General features: G+C 31.6%; 8 protein-coding genes. 7 read left to right on the top strand and 1 reads right to left on the bottom strand.

Going from position 1 to position 13,596, the window contains the following annotated elements; all coding sequences use genetic code 11:
- Nucleotides 1-7: 7 nt before the first annotated feature.
- Nucleotides 8-1,378, bottom strand: a complete 1,371-nt coding sequence (locus ACTQ45_RS11010) for a Sau3AI family type II restriction endonuclease (protein ID WP_441763728.1) — start codon at nt 1,376-1,378, stop codon at nt 8-10.
- Between the two features lie 269 nt (nt 1,379-1,647).
- Here ACTQ45_RS11010 and ACTQ45_RS11005 point away from each other — a divergent pair, with 269 nt between their 5' ends.
- The 7 genes from ACTQ45_RS11005 (at nt 1,648) to ACTQ45_RS10975 (ending at nt 13,583) form a co-directional block, all read left to right on the top strand.
- Nucleotides 1,648-2,637: a hypothetical protein gene (locus ACTQ45_RS11005; RefSeq protein ID WP_441763727.1), complete on the top strand. Its 990-nt coding sequence runs from the start codon at nt 1,648-1,650 to the stop codon at nt 2,635-2,637.
- Nucleotides 2,624-4,159, top strand: a complete 1,536-nt coding sequence (locus ACTQ45_RS11000; RefSeq protein WP_441763726.1) for a DISARM anti-phage system protein DrmE domain-containing protein — start codon at nt 2,624-2,626, stop codon at nt 4,157-4,159. The genes ACTQ45_RS11005 and ACTQ45_RS11000 overlap by 14 nt, the downstream gene beginning before the upstream one ends.
- 13 nt (nt 4,160-4,172) lie before the next feature.
- Nucleotides 4,173-7,622, top strand: a complete 3,450-nt coding sequence (locus tag ACTQ45_RS10995) for a helicase-related protein (RefSeq protein ID WP_441763725.1) — start codon at nt 4,173-4,175, stop codon at nt 7,620-7,622.
- A complete protein-coding gene (locus ACTQ45_RS10990; RefSeq protein WP_441763724.1) occupies nt 7,612-9,543 on the top strand; it encodes a Zn-binding domain-containing protein in 1,932 nt (643 codons plus the stop codon). Before ACTQ45_RS10995 ends, ACTQ45_RS10990 begins: the two co-directional genes overlap by 11 nt.
- Nucleotides 9,544-9,554: 11 nt before the next feature.
- Entirely contained in the window at nt 9,555-11,249 is a 1,695-nt protein-coding gene (locus ACTQ45_RS10985) for an ATP-binding domain-containing protein (protein WP_441763723.1), read from the top strand.
- A 114-nt stretch (nt 11,250-11,363) separates the two neighbouring features.
- Nucleotides 11,364-12,056, top strand: a complete 693-nt coding sequence (locus ACTQ45_RS10980) for an HNH endonuclease (protein ID WP_441763722.1) — start codon at nt 11,364-11,366, stop codon at nt 12,054-12,056.
- Nucleotides 12,057-12,377: 321 nt separating this feature from the next.
- Nucleotides 12,378-13,583 (top strand): ROK family transcriptional regulator, encoded by a 1,206-nt coding sequence (locus tag ACTQ45_RS10975; protein ID WP_441763721.1) that lies wholly within the window; start codon nt 12,378-12,380, stop codon nt 13,581-13,583.
- Nucleotides 13,584-13,596: the final 13 nt, after the last annotated feature.

Genomic DNA, 13,596 nt, shown 5'->3' with positions numbered 1-13,596 from the left:
GCTTGATCTAGTTGTTAACAATTTCAGCAATATATTCTTTATTGAGCCAATAGGCTTGTTTTGTAATTAACTGTCCATCAGGTAACGCAACTTTATCCTCTGCATTTCTCGCTTTAGGCCTGATATGGGTAACTAAGTTATCTTTAGCTTTAGGTAAATTGTTTGATATACCTCGTTTAGTCGGTGTTAATTGTACACCTTCTTCCAACACTTTTCTACCTTCTAACCACATTTTTTTTAATTCAGTTTGTATTATAGATTCAGGCATATTCCAGAGTAATACTTTTTTGAAGTAGGGAGTTCTAAGCGGATTTTCAGAGTGTGTTTCGTTAAATTGAAAAACAACAAAAAGAAACTTAGTTTGTTCGAATCTATTATAAAATTGAGACTCTTCAAAAGAATCGATTACCCATCTATCAAAGTCAACGTTCTCAAAAGACATATGTTCTCTTGGGATACCGTTTTTTTCCAACCGTATCGTTTTGAATTTTATATTAGCTTTAGAGAACTCTTCTATATCATCTAATTTAGTTCCTCTAATACCAAGTATGGTACTAATCATGTTTGCAACAGTAGCTTTATTCGTGGGGGTTATTGTATAACCAATTGATTGACTAATTTCTTTTAAAGATAAGTTAATGTAAGGAGAAAACTTTTCTATCAAAATCTCTTCAAGAGATTTACTTCTTAGCTCATGTTTATTAGTGAATGAAACAATTCTATGTTCATCTAGATGCTGTCTAACAAATGTAGTCATATATGACTGTTTTAATGAAAATGCTCTTTGCATAGCAGGGACTTCAGAAAAAGGTTGAGCTCTGAGAGAGTTTCTATTTGCACCCTTAGTGCACGCACCTAAGTACATGGTATCGCCTTCAGAAATATCTTCTGCGCTACCATTTTTTATTTTCTCAACTATTACTGTCCAATCGTTCTTAATAATTTCTAAGTCATCCTCAGGGTAAGTTAGGAGTACGGATTTCAGTATTGTGTAATCATTTCTATTTTTCTCAGCTTCCCATAGATAAAACATTATCAAAAGTTGTTTGTTCTTTTTCCAGAAAGAAGAAGTTTCAAATGAAAAATTTACTTCCTCCATATAATTAATGATATTTAGGACTAATCTTTCTTTAGCTGAAACTGATCCACTTTTGTTAATTTTAACCGGAGTAACTTTTAGTTCTACACCTAACTCTGAAAAGTCCGCTTCACTGGAAGAATTAACTTCGTAACCGAATAAACTTTCTTCGATAACTTGTCCCAATCCACCTTTGTTTTTGCGAGATAATAATCGTTCTGTAGTATCGATTTCTTGAAAAGTCAACCCTTCAGCACCTTTTGCAACTGTCAACAAGTCATCAATCGTTGAGATTATCATATGATTCCTCCTGAACTCAATAATTAAGAAAATCAAAGCTATAAATTATACTCAGTATACCATGTATATGTATTTAAAAAGATGCTATAGCTAAGAATGTATTTAGTAAAAAATTAGAAAAAGGTAATGTAAATCCAAAAATTCTTATTTTAAAGACACTAATTTTATATTACTTGCAAAATCACCTATAAATATAATGAAATGTATTATAGAATGTATATAAATGGAAACGCTTTCTGTCGCGACTGCAGGGAATATAGGAGAATAAAATGACAAAAAAAAATAAAAATAAAATAGTGTTTTTAAATAATCGAATCGGTAAATGGCAGCAGTCTACTGAGTGGATGGATTTCTTTTACTATTTAGGACGATTTGTTGAGTCGAAAAAAACTATTAATATATATATAAGCTATCTGGATTGTTTCTATCCAGGGATTCTTATTTCTATCGGAATTCTTGATAAATATTATGAGGGACTCTCTTTAAATAAAAAAAAGATACTCTCTGATATAAGAAGAGAAATCCAATTAGAATCGGACTTTGTGGTAAAGAGAGGGTTTGAAAATGATGAACACAAATGGATGACTGCTAATAACTTGGAGGTATATATGTGCCCATACTTTAAAGAAGAAGTGTTGCAGTTCGACGTGAAACGTGCTGGTCAATCTACAACTAAATCAACAATTCCTATAGATAGATGGTTAGCTGATGTTAGGATAAATGGAAACTATCGAAAAACAGCAGGAGCGATAGTAAAACTAGAGGATGAAATGCCATCGGCATTAATAAGAGAGCTATATAACAGAAAACTGAGTCATTTAAAAATGTTTAATTATAATATATTAAATATCTTTGGTCATAATTTTATGAATGCTTTTTTAGATAAGGGTACTCAATTAAGTATCAAAACTAAAAGAGGTATTTATCCTTTAACAGATTATATAATATTCAGTAACTCTAACTCTAATTATAACAACGCAAGAATTATTAATAAAAATAATTTCCAACAAATCAGAGAGGGGGAAACTCAGATGTTTTTTAATGCAAATACTGCACTTAGGTTTAGTGGGAATTACAGTGGGAAAAATATATATTTGACAACCAGGAAGCACATGGATATAGAATCTAATACGGTTCTATTTGCAAATCTAGATTCAAAAATAGTCAGAAAACAAAGGATAAATAATGAACTTATAGATTACTTCCAAGACTTAGATATAAAAATCCCGAAGGGAGTAGATATTTTTGCACACGAATGAAATTGAATTTTTAAATGAGTACAATTCTATGAAGACCAAAGTGGAAAATGTCTATGTATATTCTAAAGAAATATCAGACTACTTTAAATTATATATGAAAATAAAAAAGATATTAGAAAGTCAGTATAACCCTGAGCTAGAAAAATTATTTCAGCCAATTAAAGAAATATTTTACGAATTAAGATCGTCGATAGAAGAATACAATGTAAAGTTAGATAAAATATTCATGGATGAGGATTGGGAAAGAATCAGAATGTTTTTTAGTCAGTTTGTATTATATGGAGAAGATTACGGAGAAATATCAAATCAATTATTTAAAATTATTTTAAAAATTCGAAATGGTGAGGTAGTAAATAAAACAAAAGAATGGTTAACAACTATATGCTACAAATATCGAACTCAACGTGTTGCAGTAATTGCAAACTATCCAGAATATGATTCCGAACTACTGAAGCAACATAGCAATTTAATATTTTTGAAACCGAATCAGTTAATGAGAGGATTGGAAATATATGATGTCCTAATTTTTTTAGGAACACCGAATTTTTTTAATGAGTTTAATAATGTATTCTTTGGAACAACTATACATTATGTGTCATATGATTTTTATAGAAATGAGTTTAAAAAGAGTAAAGTTCTAACTCCATTACAAAAAAAATTGAATACGATTTATGGAAATGTAAGAGTATTTACTAATGAGAAGCAGCATCATGATATAAATTCAACACCAATTGAAATGGTTAATGAAAGCGCTATATTTGTCGGGGTGCCTGAAAATATTATGAAACTTAGTACTAATAGTTTAGAAGAAGATAACGTTGTAGAAGCAAGATTCATAAGGTTGACCAATAATCGAGGCTTGATTGCTTTAAAAAACTCAACGCTTAGAGTAATAGAAATGGTCGAAAAAGATAATGAAATTAATGTAAGTATTATTAGGAAAAAGCTCAATGACTTAACACCTGCCGATAAAATAATAATTACATTATATACTAATCCGACATTCTTAGAGCAATACTCGATTAAGAAGCTGGGTGAAGTGAAATATGAGAAGTATCAACACTGTGTTAATCAATATAAGGAAAAGTTGAAAGAGGCCAAAGATATATTAGGTACTTACCAGCGCCTTATGAGAGAGCTAAATAATAATGGTGTGATGGTATCTGATTTACAAGTTCTCAAAAATTGGATGGGAGAAAAAACTGTAAGACCCAGACAATTAAAAGAACTGCTTATCTTTTTGAAATTTGAAGATAGCCAAATAGGTGAAATTATGGAAGCAGCTAAAGAGATTAATACTACTAGAAGAAGAGCAGGAATATATAAGTCAAGAAATATTGCTAAGCTTTTGAAGAAAATTGAAGGAGAAGTTATTGAATATAATAAAGCTATATACAGCGAAGATAACTTCGTGTTCTCAATTTCTGAAATAGGGAAATATTCAATAGAAACTGTAGTTAATGTTATAAAGAAAAAAATTTATGTTCACACAAGTGAGTTATATAAAATCCAAAAATTGTAAAGGGAATGATTGTATGTCAGAACTAATTCTTAATGTAAAAAATCGAGAGAAATTAATTGAAGCAATTGAAGAAGAATTAATCGGACCATTCAGAAAGTTTGAGGAAGCAGTCGATGTTGAGTCGGAAGGCATGGAAGAAAAATCTATTTTTTATTATGAAAATCATGGTGTTTTTGAAGAAGTTTTCACTGAAGGAATACCTAGTAAGAAATATGCGACAGGCTTACTATATCCCAAAAGAAAATTCAGCACAGTTGAAGGTGAAATTGAGACTGAAGCTGAAGAAGAGGAAGCTCTTGCTGTATTTGCTGGAAATAAAGAAGATAATGGCCCTATTGAAGAAGTTGCTGAAGAAACGTATAAAAATGCTTCAGTGGATCAATACAGGAAATCAACAATGGGCATGACATTCGCTGTCCCCTCAGAAGTGTCCGCCGTAGAAATTATGTTTTCCTGTGGGAAGTATGAAGAAAGAGATAATAAAATCAATAGCGCATCAACAAACAAGTGGTGGTATAGAAAGTCATTATATTCTAAGGTGCTTGTTGACATAAGTGGGAAGTCCATAGTCGAAAAAAATAAGCTGTTATTAAATGAACAAAATGGAGATATAGTGCCGAACTCAGAGGTGTCAGTTTACACTGTTGTTCGACCAGTTTTCATAACAAATGAAGAGAGAGACATAAAAATTGTTTCAATCACTATAGAAAATATAAATAATGAATCAAACAACGATGAGAGTATTTTATTTCAATGTAAACTTGAAGCGTCTATTAATAATAACGAGTTTTTACCCTATCCTACTGCTTCGGAAATGAACACTTATATCTCTGAGGAGGATAGGGAATTTGAAATGTTATATGGTAAAGAAAATACGTATGCATTTGGTCATGATTGTGCAGTTCACTGGGACTATCATTCAGAGAAAATTAGTGAAATATCGACAACATTCTTACCGGAATATGAAATTAAAACTATGACACCTGATATTATAATTGATGGTAAAAAACTAACTATTCATCATGCAGAAATAATAAAATCCAAAACAATTGATGAGATACATTCAATATTTGATCCTTTTATAAATGGATATAAAAATTGGTTTGAAATTTTAAAGACACAAGATGTTCCTACATATTATAAAAAAGCAAAGGATGAAAATATCCTTCACATCGAAAAGTCTATTAAAAAGATGGAAAAAGGATTAGAGCTTTTAAAAAATAAAGAAGTTTTTGATTCGTTTAAATTAGCTAATCTATCAATGCTAATGCAAATGAATATGGGGAAAGATATAAGGGAAATCAGTATAAAAGATTCTAATGTTTTGTTTCATAAAAATTACGATAATCCTTTTTATAAATTGAATTATGATACCTTTAGTAGTTTATATGAATCTGTTGGGAAAAATTTTAACAAAAGTAAAGAAAAAGATTTCATGAAGAGTAGTAAATGGAGAGGCTTTCAAATTGCCTTTCTTCTTCAATCATTAGAATCAATTGTAAATCCAGAGTCTGAAGATAGAGAAACAGTAGATGTCATTTGGTTTCCGACTGGTGGAGGGAAAACAGAGGCTTATCTCGCAGTGTCTGCATTCTCTATGATTTATAGAAGGTTAAAAAATCCGAATGATTACGGTGTCGATATCATGATGAGATATACTTTGAGAATGTTAACTGCTGACCAATTTCAAAGAGCTTCTAGGTTAATTGTAAGTTTAGAATATCTAAGGAGTCACTTCTCCAAAGAATTAGGTGAAAATGAATTTTCCGTAGGTTTATGGGTAGGAGGTAATACTACTCCTAATAATAGCATAGCAGCTAAAAAACAATATACGAGTTTGATAAATAATAAATCAGAAGAAGAATTCTTAGTAAATAGTTGTCCGTTTTGCGGGGCTGAGGTCAAAGTTATAAATAAAAAGTATTTAGGAATTAGATTTGAGGATGGTTTGAAAATTTATTGTCCTGATAAAAATTGTCATTTCCACAATCATTTACCGATTTATATTGTCGACGAGGATATTTATAAGAATTTACCCACGTATGTTGTTGGGACAGTTGATAAGTTTGTTCAATTAACATGGAAGCCAGAAGCGAGGTCTATTTTTGGATTAGATGAAAGTGGAAAAAGAATTATTTCCCCACCAACTATAATAATTCAAGACGAACTTCATTTAATTTCAGGCTCATTAGGTACATTAGCTGGAATGTACGAAGTTTTAATAGAATATTTAGCTACTGATTTAAGAAGAAACAAAAGCATTAAACCAAAAATAATTGCTGCTACTGCGACGACTAAAGCATATGGAAATCAAATAAAAGCATTATTTGGTCGAGAAAAGAGTTTACTATTTCCACCATCTGGTCTGGACATAAATGATAATTTTTATTCTACAATATTGGTTGATGAGAATGATGACCCTATGCCCGGACGGAAATATGTGGGAGTTTATACAACGACTCAAGGTTTGTTACAGACGCAGGTACAGATATTTAGCTCGTTGTTAATAGCATCTAACGAGTTTCCAGAAGAGGAAAGAGATCCATATTGGACAATTTTATCATTTTATAATCGCATAAATGATATAGGGAAAGCTTTGACACTTACTCAACAAGATATCCCCAACACCATGGAACACTTTTACAGAAAGCGAAATTCTTTAAAGAGAAGAAACTACTCTAATCTGAATGTTAAAGAGTTAACCTCCAGGATGCACAGTTCTTCCCTAAGTAGAGAAATAACGGAGTTGAAAACTAGTTATGGCACAAGAGACAATATTAATGATATAACTTTAGCCTCTAATATTATTGAAGTGGGAATCGATATTGATAGATTATCGTTGATGACTATTGTTGGTCAACCTAAAACGACATCACAATATATACAGGTAAGTGGTCGCGTTGGTAGAAGAGTAACTGAAAGACCAGGATTGGTCGTCGTTATGTATGATAACAATAACAGTAATGATAAATCTCATTATGAGCATTTCATAGAATACCATCAAAAACTTTATGCACAAGTAGAAGAAAGTAGTATCACACCTTTCTCACAATTTGCTTTGAGAAGAGGTCTACCTGCAGTAATAATTGGCTTCATTAGACAGGCATTTGAGTTGAAGACATTAGGAAGAAGTCCAGAAGGTATGCTAATTGAAGAAGAGTTGGAAGACATTATGAAGTTCGTAAAGTCAATTCAAGCTAAAATCAGTTTAGTTGATCCGGGATCATTAAAGTACTTTAAATCAGAAGTAGAGAGCTTAATTAACATGTTAATTCAAAATAATTTTGATAGGTGGGAACACAATAAACACTCAGAAGGCTTGATTATTAGAATGTCTCAAGAGAATTCTAACGAGAATAATGTCTTAGCTATAATAAATTCAATGAGAAGTGTTGAATCTGAGAGTGTTCTGAGTGTAAAAAATATTAATAAAGAATCGGGGCAGTTTAAATATGAGTGGTAACAAGATTAGAACTTCTAGGGGGAAACTAATAGGGCAAAATGGACCTGGAAGTCTATACGTTGATACTGAAGGGGTTTCTTATTTAGTTTCTGCAGTGGACAAATGGTATGCGGATTATGACGAAACAACGAATGAATTTGATATAAATGATGTTAGGCTAGAAAGTTTTCTAGGTGTAGATGGATTTAGAGAAGTACCTCTTTATAGAGAGAAAAACTTTCACAACAAAGCGCCTAACACAGAAATTGTAATTCCTTTGCAACGTTTTCCACTTTTACATTATTGTAGTAAATGTCAAACTTTGAAAACTTTACTTCCGACCTATTCGAATGCTAATGTAACTTGTAATAAGTGTGACAGTAAGCAGAATCATATTCAGTTTCCAATAGTAATTGCATGTAAAAAAGGACATATTCAGGATTTTCCTTTTTTTATGTACACACACTCACAAACAGGCTACGATAATGATGTGGAGCATAGAGTTTGGATTGAGAAGAGAGGAAGCTCAATCTTAAACTGGAATTTAAAATGTATTTGTGGTGCATCTCACTCATTAAGTGGAATAACAGGTAAAAGTAAAGATGATAATGGACCTACTTCTTTTCAAAGAGAGTTTAGTTTTGCCAAGTGTGATGGTCACAAAGGTTGGTGTGGCAAAGATGTGAAAGATGAAGAGTGTGATGAAAATCCGCAGGCAATCTTAAAAAATTCAATAAATGTTTATAATCCGGAAACATTTTCTGCATTATCAATAGCAAACATATCTAATAAAAAAAATAGAGATTTACAATCTATTTTGAATGAAGAATTTGATAGATTAACAAATTACGAACAAAATAATGATGGGGACAATCTAATTGTAGAAGAATCATTCAAAGGAAATAGAGATACAATTATTAAGGAAGTTTACTATATAAAAAGTTTACAAGAATTAGTTGTTCAAACGGGATTTCATAGGTTAGAAGCGTCGGATGATATTGAGAGTGTTGCAAAAGCATTGGACAAAGAATTAGAAACATTAATCTTTTCTCCTGATAATAAAGAGATAACGTGGTATCCGGCTAAGAAAATGTTTGGAGAAGGAATATTCATTGAATTTACACCAGATATTCTAGACGAGTGGGCCTCCCACCCTGTTGTTAGTAATCAATATAAAGAACTGTCCGATAGGACAGACAATTTCTATTTAAGAGAACGGTTCAATAGTCCGATTAGTGTCATGCTTCATACATTCTCACATGCATTACTAAGAGAGCTTGGGAATTTGGCAGGGTATCCATTAGTTGCCTTAAAAGAAAAATTGTATTTTCTAAATGGTCGATACGGAATCCTAATTTATGTGACGGATTCTGACAAAGAAGGAACATTTGGAGGCTTAGTCCGTTTAGCCAATGAAACTGATTTTAGAAGAGTATTAGAAAGGGCTAGAAAAAGCTTAGATTGGTGTAGCTCTGATCCTGTTTGTACTGAAATTGGGACACAATTCGGTCAAGGGGTAAACAATTCAAATGGAGCAGCTTGTCATAATTGTATTTATGTACCAGCAACTACTTGTTCACACAGAAATTGTTTCCTAGATCGGAGTTTACTTAATGATTTTACAAGTGGATCAAGTATATCGAAAAAATGTAATTGGTTACCTATGGAAGAGAATTACAAAATCGATATTAAGAGAGGAACAGCTTTTTCATACAATAGCTGGGAAGAAGCCAAAGCTTTTGAAGACAATCCTTATTACTCAGATAATAATTATCCACTACCAGAGTTACTAGGTGGAACATTAAAAGTTAATAAAATAGAATATGAAATAAAATATTTATGGGAGAAGAAAAAATTAATTCACTTATATCGAGATCAAATTATTGGATTTACTAGGATTCAAGTCGAAGGCTGGACAATTGAAATTGAAGCGGACGATTAGGAGAGAGATAAATGGTATTACTAATCCCTGATAATAGACTGACAGTAGAATTTAATGGAAGTATAGGAGAAGCACAATTATATGAGAGGTTCAATTCCTTAAATGATAACTTCTTTGTTTTTCATTCAGTTCGATGGATGAATAAAAACAACAAATATTTAAACTTTGGTGAAACAGATTATGTTATATTTGATAAAACTAGAGGGATAATTTGCTTGGAGGTAAAACATGGTGGGCTTAAAGGAAGTAATGGAAGAATATATCAAATTAATAGACGAACAAAAGAAGAAGTAGAAATAAATCCAATGTTTCAAGCGGACAAGTCAAAGTATTTCTTCATAGACAAGTTAACTTCGATATTGTATAAGCATAAAGTGAAAATCCCAATATATTCAGCCGTTTTATTCTCTGGAATAGATAAAAAAGGTTTAAATGGCTCTTTGCCGAACGAGTACAAAGTTAACGGAAATACATTTTTCAATGATGATATGAATGACTTGAATGGATTGATAGATAGTTTTTTTAGGTTTCATAATGTATCTCAAATAGAACTTTCTAATAAAGTTGTTAAAGATATTGTCGATTTAATTAGTCCTGAATTTGGTGCTTTTCCAAGTCTAAGTAATGCAGTAAAGCAACATGAATTTTTATTTAACCAAATGACCAATCAACAATCATATTTATTAGATTACTTAGAAGAACAAAAGTCTGCAGCAGTCCAAGGTGGTGCTGGTACAGGAAAAACTATGATTGCTGTGGAAAAAGCTAAAAGAATCTCAGAGGACAAAGAAGTAGTGTTTTTATGTTTTAATAATATGTTAGTCAGCTTTTTACAAACTAGATATTCAAAAGAATTACCAAATGTTCATTTCACAAATTTATATCAATTAGCAGCAAAAGCACTGAAAAAAAAAGTAAATGAGGAAGAGATTCAACACTTTTTAAATAATGTTGAAGATTATCCAGAAATATGGAGTTTTGATAATATAATCATTGATGAAGGGCAAGATTTTGCATCTAATCAAATAGAGGTTTTAAGAGAGATTGCAATGTTAAGAGAGGGTTTTTTCTACGTTTTTTACGATAAAAACCAACTAGTCCAACAAAGAAATGAACTATCTTGGCTTCAATTAATGGAGTGTAGATTGGTATTGTCAATAAATTGTAGGAATACTAAAAGTATTGCCGAAACATCCGTAGCACCATTAGACATTAGTGAGGTGAAAATGAGGTTAGCAATAGAGGGAGATATACCTATATTTCATCATTCACCTAGTAAAGATGAATTTTTTTATTGGATTCATAAAAGAATCGAATTTTACCATAAAGAAGGAATACTTTTAACTAACATTGTAATCATTACTACTAAAACAATAGAAAAATCGATTCTAAAAGATACTGATAAAATAGGAAATTACTTACTTAGCCATACTGTTGTGGATAACAGTTTATTATTTACAACTTCAAGAAAGTTCAAAGGTTTGGAAGCTGATGTAGTGATTTTAATTGATGTTGATGCGGATACTTTTAATCATGAAGAAGCCAGGAGAGTATTTTATGTAGGGGCCTCTAGAGCGAAGTCATATCTTGAAATTATTTCCACAATGCCCTTGGAATTGGAAACTGATTTGTATGAATCTATTTCTCGTGGAGGGTCCAAAAGAAAATCGGCTTTGCTTTCTGGACTGAAAGTAAAGTTGATGTAATATAGACTGAATATTCAGTCGGAATTTTAAAATTATTTAAGCAGTAAGGAAGTGAAAAAGATAGAGCTACTAAACCAAAAGAAGTTTGAAGAACATCTAAAGACGATACGGAAGTTGTCAGATAGTTCTATTGCTAAGTATGCACGCCAAGCTCATAATCGCATACTCAAGGATTTAGGAATTAGTTTTTATGATATTGAATCAATGAATGAGTTACATCAACTATTACTGGATGTAAAAAACTTAGAGAAGCATATGGAGAAGGATCCTAAAAGAATGTATTCTGCAGCAGTAAGTAACTATATAAAGTTCAATGCTTATCAAAATGAGTACGCATATTTAGTGGAAGAAGCTAGTTATTTGTATTTAGTTGAGAAAGAATTGACAACGAAACTGCAAGACCATACGAGAGATAAAACTATACACCCTAGTCCACCAGCTGAACTGAGAGCGAATTCAACACAAATTTATCAAAGAAGTAGACGAGTTGCAGCAGAAGCAATTCAGAAAAGTAATTACTTGTGTCAGATAGATTCCAATCATGCGTTTTTCAAATCATGTACTACAAAGCAAAATTACGTTGAGGCACATCATATTATACCAATTAGTACTCAGGCTCTTTTTGAGTACAGTATTGATTGTGTCTCTAACATCGCTAGCTTGTGTCCAGTTTGCCACCGCCAAATTCATTATGGCTATTCTGAAGAAAGAAGTGGCTTATTAGAGAAATTATGGGATAAGCAGTATCGTGATATCGAAAAGTCTGGTATTAAAATTACGTTTTCAGAAGTAATTGAGATGTATTAAACTCAGTTATTTAAATTATCAAGTAACACTTTTACATGATGAATGGTTCAATTATTGGAACTTATTCAATCAGTAGAAGTGTTTTTTTACTTTGTAAACAAAAAGTAAATTTTAAATATATTGTTAAAAAAATAAAAAACAAGTGTTGATTTTTGTTGTTTAATAGATTTTATTGCTATTACCATTTAAAAAAATTGTTAGCAATATAATTTTCACAGGGGAGATTTTCATGAATTAAAAATGAAAACGCTTGACAAATGGCAGCGTTTTATTTATAGTTTACTTAACTTAGTTAAGGCTTAACTTAGTTAAGGGAAAGAAATGGTAGAGGGTGGTCCAATTTTTTATAGTAAAGGATTAAAGCAATCTGATATTTCTATTCGAAACAAGAATACTATTTTAAAGTTAATTTCACACAATGAAATAATGTCGCGTTCAGAGATTAGCCGAAAAACCGGCCTTTCAGAAGCTGCCGTATCTAAAATAGTGGCATCATTAATTGAACGTCGCATTTTAGTGGAAGGTGAATTTGTAAAGGGGATGCGAGGGAGAAGAGCTATTGGAGTTCAGATCGATAATGAAACCTTTAGAATCTTAGCGGTTCATTTATCTAGAAGAAATTTTAAAATAGGAAAATATAATTTATCTGGCAATTGCGAAAAAGAAAAAGTTGTAGATTTTAATAGTACAATAGCTTCCGAGATGTTGAAGCGTGTTATTAAAGAAATAAAAAATGAATTAAGTACTGATAGTCGTTATATTGCACTGGGGATTGCAGCACCCGGACCTTATGATATGAGGACTGGAACAATAATGTTAATGACTGAGATAACAGGATTTTACAATATAAATATTAAAGAAGTTTTTGAAAGTGAATTTGATTTGCCTGTTATTATTACGCACGACGCTAATGCTGGGGCACTAGCGTGTTATGATGAGAATTCCGAATCAGTAACTTCTAATCTAGCCTATTATCTAGTAGGTCAAGGTGTAGGAGTTGGGATTATTAATGAAGGTAGTTTAATTTTAGGGAATAGAGGTGTTGCGGGAGAGATTGGACATGTAAGTATTAATCACAAAGGTGACCAATGTAAGTGTGGTAATAAAGGTTGCTTAGAGTTGTATTGTTCCTCGTTATCAATAATTAATCGGGCGATTACATTTAAAGAACAATTTCCCGAGTCAAAAGTATTCCAAAAATCAAAAGTAACTATTAAGCATATTATTGAATGTGCAGACAACAAAGATCCATTAGCAATTAAGGTGATTCAAGATGCAAGTTATTATATTGCATTGGGTGCAATGAATATAATCAATACGTATAATCCAGAATTGATTATTATTGGGGACGAATTAGCGGCTGCCTCTGAGTATATTCAGGCCGAATTAGATAATGTTCTAAAAGAACGAGGCCTACCAAGCATTATCTCGACCACATCAATTATTTATGCTAAACGAGAAATTGATTATATATTAAAGGGCGCTGCATTGAATGCGATAGAAGAAAGTATTATCAATCAATATTAAATACAAATTGGAG

Source organism: Fundicoccus sp. Sow4_D5, assembly GCF_052116365.1.
Lineage (GTDB): Bacteria > Bacillota > Bacilli > Lactobacillales > Aerococcaceae > Fundicoccus.
The sequence above is the reverse complement of the archived record's forward strand: the minus strand, read 5'-3'. Positions and strand labels throughout refer to the sequence as shown.